Origin of the sequence: Pseudomonas sp. ITEM 17296 (assembly GCF_028895205.1) — a bacterium.
In the GTDB taxonomy this organism is placed as follows: Bacteria; Pseudomonadota; Gammaproteobacteria; order Pseudomonadales; family Pseudomonadaceae; genus Aquipseudomonas; species Aquipseudomonas kermanshahensis.
In genome coordinates, this window is sequence record NZ_WJRS01000004.1 from 44,021 (window position 1) to 57,382 (window position 13,362).

Genomic DNA, 13,362 nt, shown 5'->3' on the forward strand with positions numbered 1-13,362 from the left:
TTTCGGCGGGTCCGGAGCTAGAATAGCCGGATCAATGACGACAAAGGGACAAGGTTATCATGCGTACACTCAATCGCCTGTTACTGCTCGGTCTGTTGGCAACCATGCCAGTCGTCACCCTGGCGGCGGACGACGCCCCCTCGGCCGATCCCGAGGTGACCATTCGCACGGAAGGCGATAAAACCATCCAGGAATACCGTCAGAACGGCTTCCTGTATGCGATCAAGATCACGCCAAAAAACGGCAAGCCTTATTTCCTGGTACGCGCCGACGGCACTGATGCCAATTTCATTCGTTCCGACCAGCCGGACATGCTGATTCCGTCCTGGAAGATCTTCGAGTGGTAAGCTGACGCGTATCGTTCACATTAACCTGGCACTTCCCGGCGGAAGTGCCCGTATGGGCATTTTTCATCATGTCAGTTTTCACCCCCGTGACCCGGCCTGAGCTGGAAACCTTTCTGGCGCCGTACCAGCTGGGCCGTCTGCTCGACTTCCAGGGCATCGCCGCCGGTACCGAAAACAGCAACTTCTTCGTCAGCCTGGAACAGGGTGAGTTCGTCCTGACGCTGATCGAGCGCGGCCCGAGCGAAGACATGCCGTTCTTCATCGAGCTGCTCGACGTGCTGCATGACGCCGACATGCCCGTGCCGTACGCCCTGCGTGACCGTGATGGCAATGGCCTGCGCGAACTGTGTGGCAAGCCTGCGTTGCTGCAGCCGCGGCTGTCGGGCAAGCACATCAAGGTACCCAACAACCAGCACTGCGCCCAGGTTGGCGAGTTGCTCGCGCACATCCACCTGGCCACCCGCAACCACGTCATCGAGCGCAAGACCGACCGCGGCCTGGACTGGATGCTGGCGTCTGGCGCCGAGCTGATGCCGCGCCTGAGTGCCGAACAGGTTGCGCTGCTGCAGCCAGCGCTGGACGAAATCAATGCACACAAGGCGCAGATCCTGGCCTTGCCACGGGCCAACCTGCACGCCGACCTGTTCCGCGACAACGTGATGTTCGAAGGCACCCACCTGACCGGTGTGATCGACTTCTACAACGCCTGCTCGGGGCCGATGCTGTATGACATCGCCATCACCGTGAACGACTGGTGTATCGATGAGCACGGGGCCCTCGATGTGCCACGCGCCCAGGCGCTGCTGGCGGCCTACGCGGCGCTGCGCCCGTTCACCGCCGCCGAGGCCGAACTGTGGCCCGAGATGTTGCGGGTCGGGTGTGTGCGTTTCTGGCTGTCGCGCCTGATTGCGGCGGAATCGTTTGCCGGGATGGACGTGATGATCCACGACCCGAGCGAGTTCGAGGTGCGCCTGGCGCAGCGCCAGCAGGTGGCATTACACCTGCCGTTCGCCCTCTGAACCCACCAAGGGCGATGATGAACCTGTAGGAGCAGCCTTGCGCTGCGAAGAGGCCGGTAATAACAGCAAAGATCCTCTGTGTTTTTACCGGCCTCTTCGCAGCACAAGGCTGCTCCTACCAGGGTCGCGCATGGCCGCAGGCCGGGCGCAACCCTGCCAAAAGGCCGCGCGCCTTAGAGCTGTTCCAGGCACCCCGCCAGGTCGCTACCCAGCTTCTCCAGCAGGCGCTCATAGCCCTTGGCATCTACCGGGTCCGTGCCACCCAAGGCATCCAGTTCGGCCAACCGCACCGGCAACCCCGCCGTCAGCGTCTCCGCCAGGCGCGGCCGCAGCGGCGGCTCGCTGAACACGCAGGTCTTGCCCACTTCCTGCAGGCGCTTGCGCATGGCGGCCACATGCTGCGCGCCCGGCTGCACCTCGGAAGCCACACTGAATACCCCGGTGTGCTTCAGACCATAATTGGCCTCGAAGTAATCGAACGCCTCGTGAAACACGAAGTACGGCTTGTCGGCGATACCCGCCACCCGCGCCTTGATACGCCCATCCAGGGCATCAAGACGCTCGACGAAGGCCTTCAGGTTGGCCTGGTAACGCGGTGCATTGGACGGGTCGACCTCGGCCAGGTCCGCCGCCATCTTCGCTGCGATCACCCGGGCATTGACCGACGACAGCCACAGGTGCGCGTCGAGGCTGCCTGGGCGGTGATCGTGGTCATGGTCGTCGTGGTCGTCTTCATCATGCGAGTGGCTGTCTTCGCCAAAATGGCGCAACTGCATGCCCGTCAGCGACTGGACCGCAACGGTGGCCTTGTCCCGCCCTTTCAGCACGCGCGGCAGAAAGTTCTCCATGTCCGGCCCGATCCAGTACAGCAGGTCGGCATCCGCGACGCGCCGTACGTCGGAGGGGCGCAGGGCGTAATGGTGCGGTGAAGCGCCAGGCGGCAACAGCACATCCGGGCTGCCAACCCCGTCCTGAACGGCGGCGGCAATCTGCTGCAGCGGTTTGATACTGGTCAGCACACGCACGTCGGCCTGGGCTGAAAATGCGATGAAAGCGACAAAAAGGGCTAGGAATCGGGACACGGTGAATACTCGGCTCGACAGAAACAGGTAACATAATAACGTCTCCATCCAGAACCGTCGCTGCCCATGTCCATCACGCCGCTGGCCAACCGCCCCCACGATCACTCCCATTGCGTACACAGCGCACTGGCCGAAGCCGATGCCTTGTGCACCCGCCAGGGGTTGCGCCTGACCGCACTGCGCCGCCGTGTGCTGGAGCTGGTCTGGCAAAGCCACAAGCCGCTGGGGGCCTACGACATCCTCGCCGTGCTCAGCGAGCAGGACGGCCGCCGCGCCGCACCGCCGACCGTGTACCGCGCCCTGGATTTTCTCCTCGACAACGGCCTGGTGCACCGCATCGCCTCGCTCAACGCGTTCATCGGCTGCAGCCACCCAGAGCATGTGCACCAGGGCCAGTTCCTGATCTGCCGCGCCTGCCATGTGGCCATCGAGCTGGAGCAGGAGAGCATCAGCGACGCCATCATCAGCAGCGCCAAGGGCGTCGGCTTCAGCGTCGAAACCCAGACCGTGGAAGTGGTCGGCCTGTGCAGCAACTGCCGGAGCGCGGCATGAGCGACGCACTGATCCGCCTGGAGCAGGTCGGTGTCACCTTCGCCGGCGAGGCGGTGCTCGACAGCATCGACCTGTCAGTGGCACCGGGCCAGATCGTGACCCTGATCGGCCCCAACGGGGCAGGCAAGACCACCTTGGTACGCGCCGTGCTGGGGCTGCTCAAGCCGCACCGGGGCAAAGTCTGGCGCAAGCCGAAGCTGCGCATTGGCTACATGCCGCAAAAAATTCAGGTGGATGCCACGCTCCCGCTGTCGGTGCTGCGCTTTTTGCGCCTGGTACCCGGCGTAGACCGCGCAGCTGCCTTGTCGGCGCTGCAGGAAGTGGGGGCCGAGCAGGTCATCGACAACCCGATCCAGACCATTTCAGGCGGCGAGATGCAGCGCGTGCTGCTCGCCCGGGCGCTGCTGCGCGAGCCGCAACTGCTGGTGCTCGATGAGCCGGTGCAAGGGGTCGACGTGGTCGGCCAGACCGAGCTGTACAACCTCATCACCCGCCTGCGCGACCGCCACGGTTGCGGCGTGCTGATGGTTTCACACGACCTGCACCTGGTGATGAGCGCCACCGACCAGGTGGTCTGCCTCAACCGGCATGTGTGCTGCTCCGGCCACCCCGAGCAGGTCAGCAACGACCCGGCCTTCGTCGAGCTGTTCGGCCAGAACGCGCCAAGCCTGGCGATCTATCACCACCATCACGACCACAGCCACGACCTGCACGGCTCGGTGGTCGCCCCTGGCACCCATGTTCACGGAGAGCACTGCAAGCATGGCTGATTTTCTTCTTTATGCCCTGCTTGCCGGTCTGTCCCTGGCGTTGGTGGCCGGCCCTCTGGGGTCGTTCGTGGTGTGGCGGCGCATGGCCTATTTCGGCGATACCCTGTCCCACGCCGCGCTGCTCGGGGTAGCCCTGGGTTTTGCCCTGGACGTCAGCCCAGCACTGGCAGTAACCGTGGGCTGCCTGCTCCTGGCGATCTTGCTGGTGACCTTGCAGCAACGCCAACCGCTGGCCTCCGACACCCTGCTTGGCATCCTCGCCCCCAGCACGCTGTCCCTGGGCCTGGTGGTCCTGAGCTTCATGCACGATGTACGCATCGACCTGATGGCCTACCTGTTCGGCGACCTGCTGGCCATCAGCACCACTGACCTTGCCTGGATCCTCGGCGGCAGCGTGTTGGTATTGCTGCTGCTCGCCGCGCTGTGGCGGCCGTTGCTGGCCGTGACCGTGCATGAAGAATTGGCCATGGTCGAGGGCCTGCCAGTGGCGGGCCTGCGCCTGGCCTTGATGCTGTTGATTGCCGTGGTGATCGCCGTGGCGATGAAGATCGTCGGTGTGCTGTTGATTACCTCGCTGCTGATCATCCCCGCCGCCGCCGCGCAACGCCACGCCCGCTCGCCCGAGCAGATGGCCTTGGGCGCCAGCCTGCTGGGGGTGACGGCGGTGTGTGGCGGCTTGGCCATGTCCTGGTTCAAGGACACCCCGGCCGGGCCCTCCATCGTGGTCTGCGCGGCAGTGCTATTCTTGCTGAGCCTGGCCCTGCCAAAACGCTGAAAACCGGGGTGCGCAACAGCGCACCCTGCAACCTTTTCGCGGGTAAAAGGTCTGTAAGACTTGTTTTCGAGCGTGCGCACCTGGGTGTAGACTTGCTCGCTTTTTGCGCAAATAGAGAGTCGCAGGAATGAAGCCGTTCGCCTCCCGTTATCTGCTTGTTGCCGCGTTTTCCCTGTTCCTGGCTGCCTGTTCCAGTGCCCCGGTCGAACAGGCCGATGCACCTGCCCAAGCCGATGCCTGGCAGCAGTTGCAACAGAACATCGCCAGCAATGAGCTGGCTACCGCCGAAGACCAGTTGGCTGCCTTGCAGGCCCAGTCACCCGTTGACCCGCGCCTGGAGCAGTACCAGCGGCAGCTGGCCGAAGCGTACTTGCAGCGTAGCCAGATCGTCCTGCAGAAGGGCGACGTCAACGCTGCAGCCACCGCCTTGGCACGTGCCCGCGCGCTGATGCCCCAGGCCCCGGCGGTCACCGGCGGCGATGCCGTCAGCCAGGCCCGCAAGGCCGAGCTGGAAAAGGCCGAGGCTGCGCTGAAGGCGGCCGAGGCCAAGCCCCAGGCGCGCGTGATCGACCCAACGGCACCGAGCACCGTGATTGCGCTGAAGACCACGGACATTGCCGCCATGCGCCGCCAGCTCGATGAGATTGCTGCCGATGTGGTGAGTTACCAGTGCGACGTGGTGTTCCAAGTGCCGCGCACCGAGGATGCGCCTTGGTTGAAGACACTGCTGGAAAAGCGGGTGCACAAGATTGACAGCGGGTTCAAGCTAAACCAGAAGCACGAAATTCAGCGCAAGCTGCCCGCCCAGGTGGTACTGGTCCCGCATCAGCGCTGAACAGCTTCGCGGGGCAAGCCCGCTCCCACAAGGCCACCACTGCCCTCGGGAACTGTGGTGCACTTGTAGGAGCTGGCTTGCCGGCGATGGGCTGCAAAGCAGCCCCCCTTAGGCCAGTACTGGTCCCGCATCAGCGCTGAACAGCTTCGCGGGTCAAGCCCGCTCCCACAAATGCCACCACTGCCCTCGGGAACTGTGGTGCACTTGTAGGAGCTGGCTTGCCGGCGATGGGCTGCAAAGCAGCCCCCCTTAGGCCAGTACTGGTCCCGCATCAGCGCTGAACAGCTTCGCGGGGCAAGCCCGCTCCCACAAATGCCACCACTGCCCTCAGGAACTGTGGTGCACTTGTAGGAGCTGGCTTGCCGGCGATGGGCTGCAAAGCAGCCCCCCTTAGGCCGGCACCGCCTCAGCAGCCGCCTCCCGCTCCCAAACCCGATGCCCCTCTACCGCTTTCACAAAGGCATCCACGGTTTTCTGGTCATCCCCCAGCAGCAAGCCCTTGTCCTCCTTGAGCCCCAAGCTGCCCAGCAATGCCTTGCCTTCCTTGGCCAACGCGATCGCCTTCAGGTGCTTGTAGCCTTCCAGCAGGAAGTGCTTGGCCAAGCCACTGGCGCCCAACGCATCCAGCGACGCCTTGCCAGCCGGCACCAGAATGCCGTCGAACATGATCGAAGGCATGCCCTCCATCGACGCATCCACCGGCAGCGGCTTGCCTTGGGCGGTTTTAACCGGCGCCGAACTTGGCCCCAGCACCAGAATGCGCGCACTGTGCGCCTCCAGCGCCTTGACCAACTGATCGACACTCGCCCCATCCACCCCATCGGCCACCAGCACGGCGATCTTGCGGCCTTTGATACCGACACTGCCCGGGTGATTCATCTGGCTCAAGGCCGGTGATTGCGCCAACTTGCTGCCTTTGACTTGCACCGTGCCAGCCTTGGGCGCAGGCAAGCCCAGGTTGGCCGCCACCGCTGCTGCCAGCTTCAGGTCGATGTTGGCCAGAATCTCGTTCACCTCACGCACGCGGATGTGCTCGCGCTCCACCTTGCCCAGCTCGAAGCTGTACGCCTTGATGATGTGCTGCTGCTCATTGGGGCTCATGCTGTGGAAGAACAGACGCGCCTGCGAGAAGTGATCGCCGAACGACTCGCTGCGCTGGCGAATCTTCACCGCGTCGATGCGCTCCTGATAGCTCTCAAAGCCGCCATCCTGGGCCGCGGCCGGGGTTTCTTTCGGCCAGCCGCCGTCAATCGAGTTGGGTTCGTAGGACGCGCGGCCCTTGTGGATAGTCTGCCGGTGTAGCGCGTCACGCTGGTTGTTATGGTTCGGCGCGACCGGGCGGTTGATCGGAATCTCATGGAAGTTCGGCCCACCCAGCCGGCTCAGTTGCGTGTCGGTATAGGAGAACAACCGGCCTTGCAGCAGTGGGTCATTGGAAAAGTCGATGCCCGGCACGATATGCCCAGGGCAAAACGCAACCTGCTCCACTTCAGCAAAGAAATTGTCGGGGTTACGGTTAAGCACCATCTTGCCCAACGGTGTAACCGGCACCAGTTCTTCGGGGATGATCTTGGTGGGGTCGAGCAGGTCGAACTCGAATGTGTGCTCATCGGCTTCCGGCACGATCTGTACGCCCAGCTCCCACTCAGGGTAGTCGCCGGTCTCGATGGCCTCGCTCAGGTCGCGGCGGTGGAAGTCGGTGTCCTTGCCCGCAAGCTTTTGCGCTTCGTCCCACAGCACGGAGTGCACGCCTTGGCGCGGCTTCCAGTGGAACTTGACGAAGCTGGCCACGCCTTCGGCATTGATCAGGCGGAAGGTGTGGATGCCAAAGCCCTCCATCATCCGCAGGCTGCGCGGAATGGCACGGTCAGACATGGCCCACATGACCATGTGCGCCGACTCGGGGACCAGCGAAACGAAGTCCCAGAACGTGTCGTGGGCCGAACCGCCGGTGGGCATCTCGTTGTGCGGCTCGGGCTTCACCGCATGCACAAAGTCGGGGAACTTGATCGCATCCTGGATGAAGAACACCGGCATGTTGTTGCCAACCAGGTCGAAATTGCCTTCATCGGTGTAGAACTTGACGGCAAAACCACGCACGTCGCGCACTGTGTCACCCGACCCACGTGGGCCCTGCACGGTGGAAAAGCGCACGAACACCGGGGTGATCTTCTCAGGGTCCTGCAGGAAACCGGCCTTGGTCAGCTCGGCGTGGTTGCCGTAGCTCTGGAAGTAACCATGGGCGCCGGTGCCTCGGGCATGGACGATGCGTTCAGGGATGCGCTCATGATCGAAGTGGGTGATCTTCTCGCGCATGATGAAGTCTTCGAGCAGCGACGGCCCGCGTGGCCCGGCCTTGAGGGTGTTCTGGTTATCGGCGATCTTCACGCCTTGATTGGTGCGCAGGGCCTGGCCTGTGGCATCGCTGCGCACATTTTCAAGGCTCTGCAGCTTGGTATTGGTATTGGCATGATCAGGGCTGTTGACCCCGGCGGCCTGGCTTTCTTTGGGTGCATCAACTTTCTTGCTGGGCATGGTCGGCTTTCCTCATCAGTCATCAGGCATTGCCCGTGAGGGCTTGTTCTATTAGTGACTGGAGCCCGATTGGCTACGTTCAATAAGCTTTACCGGTTGTCGCGTTATGCCCGCCGGGTTGGTGCATTACGAAATAAATGCTAAGAACAGCTATGGGAAAAGGCTAAAATGCGCCACCCCAGCTAACCGCTGCCCCAAATTCCATGCGCCCCACAAGGTTCGCTACGTGATCGAGTTCCAACATGTGCACAAGACCTACCGCGTCGCCGGTAGGGAAATCCCCGCCCTCAACCCGACCAGCCTGACCATCGAAGATGGCCAGGTGTTCGGCCTGATCGGCCACTCCGGCGCTGGCAAAAGCACCCTGCTGCGCCTGATCAACCGCCTCGAAGAGCCCTCGGGCGGCAAGATCATCGTCGATGGCGAGGACGTCACCGCGTTCAACGCCAACCAGCTGCGCGGCTTCCGCCAGCAGGTCGGGATGATTTTCCAACACTTCAACCTGCTGGCCTCCAAGACCGTGGCCGATAACGTGGCCCTGCCATTGACCCTGGCCGGCGAGCTGTCGCGCAGCGACATCGACAAGCGCGTCACCGAGCTGCTGGCCCGCGTCGGCTTGCAAGACCACGCCAAGAAGTACCCCGCGCAGTTGTCGGGCGGCCAGAAGCAGCGCGTCGGCATCGCCCGCGCCCTGTCTACCAACCCGAAGATCCTGCTGTGCGACGAAGCCACCAGCGCGCTTGACCCGCAGACCACTGCGTCGGTGCTGCAACTGCTGGCCGAGATCAACCGTGAGCTGAAGCTGACCATCGTCCTGATCACCCACGAAATGGACGTGATCCGCCGGGTCTGCGACCGCGTGGCCGTGATGGACGCCGGGCAGATCGTCGAACAAGGGCCGGTGGCCGATGTGTTCCTGCACCCGCAGCACGCGACTACCAAGCGTTTCGTCCAGGAGGACGAGCAGGTCGATGAAGGCGAGCAGCGTGATGACTTCGCCCACGTACCCGGCCGCATCGTGCGCCTGACCTTCCAGGGCGAGGCCACCTACGCACCGCTGCTGGGCACCGTCGCCCGCGAGACGGGCGTTGACTACAGCATCCTGGCCGGGCGTATCGACCGCATCAAGGATGTCCCCTATGGGCAGCTGACCCTGGCCGTCACCGGCGGCGACATGGAAGCGGCGTTCGACCGCTTCAAGGCAGCTGACGTACATATGGAGGTACTGCGTTGATGGACGCCCTGAATTTCTTTGCCAACGTCGACTGGGCCGAAATCTGGCTGGCCACCATCGACACCATGATCATGCTGTTCGGCTCGCTGTTCTTCACCGTGCTGCTGGGCCTGCCGTTGGGCGTGCTGCTGTTCCTTTGCGGCCCGCGCCAGATGTTCGAGCAAAAAGGCGTGTACGCGCTGCTGTCGCTGGTCGTCAACATCCTGCGTTCGCTGCCGTTCATCATTTTGCTGATCGTGATGATCCCGATCACCGTGCTGATCACCGGCACCTCGCTGGGCGTCGCCGGCGCCATTCCGCCTCTGGTGGTCGGGGCCACGCCGTTCTTCGCACGCCTGGTCGAAACCGCCCTGCGTGAAGTGGACCGCGGCATCATCGAAGCCACCCAGTCGATGGGCGCCACAACGCGCCAGATCATCACCAGCGCGCTGCTGCCCGAAGCCCGTCCCGGCATCTTCGCGGCCATTACCGTGACCGCCATTACCCTGGTGTCGTACACCGCCATGGCCGGTGTGGTCGGCGCGGGCGGCCTGGGCGACCTCGCCATCCGCTTCGGCTACCAGCGCTTCCAGACCGATGTCATGGTCGTGACCGTGGTGCTGTTGCTGGTGCTGGTTCAAGTCCTGCAGAGCGTGGGCGACAAACTGGTCGTGCATTTTTCCCGTAAGTAACCCCAATGGGGTCGGCCTGGCCGACCCGTTCGGGGGCCGTCGCGGCCCTCACAAGGAGTGATCAATGAAGAAGCTGCTTGCTGTTGCTGCCGCTGTCGCGGCCTTCTCGGCCCACGCCGATACCCTGACCGTCGCCGCCACCCCGGTGCCGCACGCCGAGATCCTCAACTTCGTCAAACCGCAACTGGCGAAAGAAGGCGTGGAGCTGAAGGTCAAGGAATTCACCGACTACATCCAGCCGAACGTGCAGGTGGCCGAGAAGCGCCTGGACGCCAACTTCTTCCAGCACCAGCCGTACCTGGATGAGTTCAACAAGGCCAAGGGCACCGACCTGGTCAGCGTGACCGGCGTGCACATCGAGCCGCTGGGCGTTTACTCGACCAAGATCAAGAAGCTCGACGAGCTGCCCTCCGACGCTACCGTGGTCATCCCCAACGACGCCACCAACGGCGGCCGCGCGCTGCTGCTGCTGGACAAGGCCGGCGTGATCAAGCTCAAGGACAACAAGAACATCCTGTCGACCGTTAAGGATGTTGCACAAAACCCGAAAAACGTGAAGTTCCGTGAGCTGGAAGCGGCCACCATCCCGCGCGTGCTGACCCAGGTCGATGCGGCCCTGATCAACACCAACTATGCGCTGGAAGCCAAGCTGAACCCTGAGAAAGACGCGCTGGCCATCGAAGGCAGCGACTCGCCTTACGTGAACATCCTGGTTGCCCGTCCGGACAACAAAGACTCCGAAGACATGAAGAAACTGGCGGCCGCGCTGCACTCGCCAGAGGTGAAGCAGTTCATCAACGAGAAGTACAAGGGCGCTGTCGTACCGGCGTTCTAAGCCTCTAGATCAGGCTGGATTCTTCGCGGGGCAAGCCCGCTCCCACAGGTACATCGCTAGCCTCAGGCTTTGGGATAATGCTGTGGGAGCGGGCTTGCCCCGCGAAGCTTTTAAAGCCTGTTTAGTCCCGCGTAACCAGCCCCGGCAGTTGCGCCACCAGCTTCTGGTTGTTGAACGGCGCACGAATGAACCCGCGCTGACGCCCATCCGGCCCAACGATCGCCAGGTTGCCGCTGTGATCCACGGTGTACCCAGGCTTACTGGTATCGGCCGGAATGAACGGAATGCTCAAGGCATTGGCCAGCTTCTGGGTGTCTTCGACCGACCCCGCCACCCCCACAAAATCTTTGTCGAAGTAGCCCAGGTACTGCTTGAGCTGGTTCGGCGTGTCGCGGTTCGGGTCCACGCTCACCAGCACCACCTGCAACCGGTCCACGGCTTCCTTGGGCAATTCGCTCTTCACCTGGCGCAACTGGGCCAGGGTGGTGGGGCAGATGTCTGGGCAATAGGTGTAGCCGAAGAACAGCAGCGACCATTTCCCCTTGAGGTCATCCAGCTGCACGGGCTGGCCATCCTGGTTGGTCATGGTCACATCCGCCACCGTACGGCTCTGCGGCAAGAGGATGATGCCGGCGTCGATCAGCTCGGTGGGGTTCGGCTGATCGCGGCCATTGAGCACCTTGTTGACGGTCAGGCCCAGGATCAACGCGACCAGGGCGACGAGGATGAAGACGGTTTTCTGGGTTCGGGTCATAGGTTCAACAACAGGTAGTGGTCAATGAGCAACGCGATGAACAGCGCGAACAAGTAGCCGATAGAGTACTTGAAGGTGCCAATCGCCGCGTGCGGCCGGCTGCCACGGTACAACACCCAGGCCCACTGCAGGAAGCGCAGGCCCAAGGCGAGGGCACAAGCGAGGTACAACGGGCCGCTCATGTGGATGGCATAGGGCAGCAGGCTCACCGCCAGCAAAATCAGGGTGTAGAGCAGGATATGCAGCGTGGTGTAGCGCTCGCCATGGGTCACCGGCAGCATCGGGATATCGGCCTTGGCGTACTCCGCTTTGCGGTGGATGGCCAAGGCCCAGAAGTGCGGCGGGGTCCAGGCGAAGATAATCAGCACCAGCAACAGCGGCTCGGCACTGACATGGCCGCTGACCGCCACCCAGCCAAGCAGTGGCGGCGCCGCGCCGGCCAGGCCACCAATCACGATGTTCTGCGGCGTGGCACGCTTCAAGAAGCCGGTGTAGAGCACCGCATAGCCCAGCAACGACGCCAGGGTCAGCCAGGCGGTCAGGCTGTTGGTGAACACCAGCAACAGCGCCATGCCCAGCACCGCCAGTGCCAACGCAAAGGCCAGCGCCGGTAGCGGCGCGACCCGGCCTGTGGCCAACGGCCGTTTGTGGGTACGCGCCATCAAGGCGTCGATGCGCCGGTCTACCACGTGGTTGACCACCGCCGCGGCGCCCGCACACAGGCCAATGCCCAGGTTGCCGAACAGCAGCACGCTCCAGGCAACGCCTGCGCGGCTGGCGAGGAACATGCCTGCCAGGGAGGTGATCAACATCAGCACCACCACCTTGGGCTTGGTCAGCTCCAGATAATCGCGCCAACCTGCCCGTCGTACGCTTAGAAGCGTCGCCACGAATCGTTCCTCATAGGGTGGGAGATATCCACGCCCACCACCGGCGTCAGGCGCCAGCCATGGCCGACGCGCACTTTGTCGACCACGCGGATGCGGTAATTGACCAGCACCATGCTCATCAACAGCATGGCCCCGCCTGCGTTGTGGGCCACTGCCACGCCAAGCGGCAGGTGGAACAGCACGTTGCTGATGCCCAGGCCGACCTGCACGGCCAAGGCCAGCAACACCAGCCGGGCCAGGCCAGAAAGGCCGCAGCGGTACAGCTTGAAGCTCAGCATCAGCAGCACGGCACTGACCAGCAAGGCACCCAGCCGGTGGCTGATGTGGATGGCCGTGCGCGCATCGCTGTCCAGTTGTCCGCCCAGGTAGTTGGGGCCGACGTGCTGGGTCAGGTGAAAGCCGTTGCTGAAATCCGCTGCCGGCCACCATTGGCCGTGGCAGGTCGGCAAGTCGATACAGGCGACCGCTGCATAGTTGGCGCTGACCCAGCCCCCCAGGGCGACCTGGCCGATCACCACCAACAGCGCCAGGGCCGCGATGCGGCGCAGGCTTAACGGCAGTTTTGGCAATGGCGCAAAGGCCCGGGATAGACGCAGAGACAGCAGAAACAGCAGGCTCAAGGTGGTGAACCCACCCAGCAGGTGCGCGGTGACCACTTGCGGCCACAGCTTGAGGGTTACTGTCCACATGCCAAACGCCGCCTGGGCCAACACTACTCCCAGCAACAGCACCGGCAAGCGGTAGGGCTGGCCATCACGTGCATGCCGGCGCACGGCCTGCAACGCCAGCCAGGCAATCACCAGCGCCAGGGTGCCGGCGAAGTAGCGATGGACCATCTCGGCCCAGCCCTTGGCGGCTTCCACCGGGTGTTCGGGGAAGTGCATTTCGGCATGGGCCAGCTGGGCGTCGGTCTTCGGCACACTGATAAAGCCATAGCAGCCGGGCCAATCGGGGCAGCCCAGGCCTGCATGGGTCAGGCGGGTATAGGCGCCCAGCAGCACGACCAGCAGTGCCAGCAGGGTGGCGAACACAGCGAGGCGGAATCCGGGTCTGGCCATGACAG

General features: G+C 63.3%; 14 protein-coding genes. 9 read left to right on the plus strand and 5 right to left on the minus strand.

Going from position 1 to position 13,362, the window contains the following annotated elements:
- Positions 1 to 59: 59 nt before the first annotated feature.
- Together GIB19_RS06160 and GIB19_RS06165 are read left to right on the plus strand one after the other, a co-directional pair.
- Positions 60 to 347 (plus strand): DUF2782 domain-containing protein, encoded by a 288-nt coding sequence (locus GIB19_RS06160; protein WP_010951520.1) that lies wholly within the window; start codon positions 60 to 62, stop codon positions 345 to 347.
- Positions 348 to 415: 68 nt separating this feature from the next.
- Entirely contained in the window at positions 416 to 1,366 is a 951-nt protein-coding gene (locus GIB19_RS06165) for a homoserine kinase (RefSeq protein ID WP_099452553.1), read from the plus strand.
- Between the two features lie 173 nt (positions 1,367 to 1,539).
- Here GIB19_RS06165 and GIB19_RS06170 read toward each other — a convergent pair whose 3' ends face one another.
- Complete coding sequence (locus tag GIB19_RS06170; protein ID WP_274884339.1) at positions 1,540 to 2,496, minus strand: zinc ABC transporter substrate-binding protein; 957 nt, start codon at positions 2,494 to 2,496, stop codon at positions 1,540 to 1,542.
- An 18-nt stretch (positions 2,497 to 2,514) separates the two neighbouring features.
- Between GIB19_RS06170 and zur the strand changes: the two genes are divergently transcribed.
- The 4 genes from zur (at position 2,515) to GIB19_RS06190 (ending at position 5,380) form a co-directional block, all read left to right on the plus strand.
- Positions 2,515 to 3,000 carry a zinc uptake transcriptional repressor Zur gene (zur, locus tag GIB19_RS06175; RefSeq protein WP_274884342.1) on the plus strand — a complete coding sequence of 162 codons (486 nt, stop codon included), beginning with the start codon at positions 2,515 to 2,517 and terminating at the stop codon, positions 2,998 to 3,000.
- Positions 2,997 to 3,770, plus strand: coding sequence for a zinc ABC transporter ATP-binding protein ZnuC (gene znuC, locus GIB19_RS06180; protein WP_027591980.1), 774 nt, complete (start codon positions 2,997 to 2,999; stop codon positions 3,768 to 3,770). The genes zur and znuC overlap by 4 nt, the downstream gene beginning before the upstream one ends.
- Positions 3,763 to 4,545, plus strand: a complete 783-nt coding sequence (znuB, locus tag GIB19_RS06185; RefSeq protein ID WP_085272110.1) for a zinc ABC transporter permease subunit ZnuB — start codon at positions 3,763 to 3,765, stop codon at positions 4,543 to 4,545. The genes znuC and znuB overlap by 8 nt, the downstream gene beginning before the upstream one ends.
- A gap of 127 nt (positions 4,546 to 4,672) precedes the next feature.
- Complete coding sequence (locus tag GIB19_RS06190; RefSeq protein WP_085272111.1) at positions 4,673 to 5,380, plus strand: PA5502 family lipoprotein; 708 nt, start codon at positions 4,673 to 4,675, stop codon at positions 5,378 to 5,380.
- A gap of 390 nt (positions 5,381 to 5,770) precedes the next feature.
- Here the strand turns inward: GIB19_RS06190 and katE are convergent, their stop codons facing one another.
- A complete protein-coding gene (katE, locus tag GIB19_RS06195) occupies positions 5,771 to 7,915 on the minus strand; it encodes a catalase HPII (RefSeq protein WP_274884347.1) in 2,145 nt (714 codons plus the stop codon).
- Positions 7,916 to 8,141: 226 nt separating this feature from the next.
- Between katE and GIB19_RS06200 the strand changes: the two genes are divergently transcribed.
- The 3 genes from GIB19_RS06200 (at position 8,142) to GIB19_RS06210 (ending at position 10,655) form a co-directional block, all read left to right on the plus strand.
- Positions 8,142 to 9,149: a methionine ABC transporter ATP-binding protein gene (locus GIB19_RS06200; RefSeq protein ID WP_027591984.1), complete on the plus strand. Its 1,008-nt coding sequence runs from the start codon at positions 8,142 to 8,144 to the stop codon at positions 9,147 to 9,149.
- Positions 9,149 to 9,820 carry a methionine ABC transporter permease gene (locus GIB19_RS06205; RefSeq protein WP_027591985.1) on the plus strand — a complete coding sequence of 224 codons (672 nt, stop codon included), beginning with the start codon at positions 9,149 to 9,151 and terminating at the stop codon, positions 9,818 to 9,820. Before GIB19_RS06200 ends, GIB19_RS06205 begins: the two co-directional genes overlap by 1 nt.
- Positions 9,821 to 9,884: 64 nt before the next feature.
- Positions 9,885 to 10,655 (plus strand): MetQ/NlpA family ABC transporter substrate-binding protein, encoded by a 771-nt coding sequence (locus tag GIB19_RS06210; RefSeq protein ID WP_274884351.1) that lies wholly within the window; start codon positions 9,885 to 9,887, stop codon positions 10,653 to 10,655.
- A gap of 121 nt (positions 10,656 to 10,776) precedes the next feature.
- Here GIB19_RS06210 and GIB19_RS06215 read toward each other — a convergent pair whose 3' ends face one another.
- From GIB19_RS06215 to GIB19_RS06225, 3 genes are read right to left on the minus strand one after another with little or no spacing between them, the layout of a single operon-like run.
- A complete protein-coding gene (locus GIB19_RS06215; protein ID WP_099428006.1) occupies positions 10,777 to 11,409 on the minus strand; it encodes an SCO family protein in 633 nt (210 codons plus the stop codon).
- Positions 11,406 to 12,299, minus strand: a complete 894-nt coding sequence (gene cyoE, locus GIB19_RS06220) for a heme o synthase (protein ID WP_027591988.1) — start codon at positions 12,297 to 12,299, stop codon at positions 11,406 to 11,408. The genes GIB19_RS06215 and cyoE overlap by 4 nt, the downstream gene beginning before the upstream one ends.
- A complete protein-coding gene (locus GIB19_RS06225) occupies positions 12,284 to 13,357 on the minus strand; it encodes a COX15/CtaA family protein (RefSeq protein ID WP_274884356.1) in 1,074 nt (357 codons plus the stop codon). The genes cyoE and GIB19_RS06225 overlap by 16 nt, the downstream gene beginning before the upstream one ends.
- Positions 13,358 to 13,362: the final 5 nt, after the last annotated feature.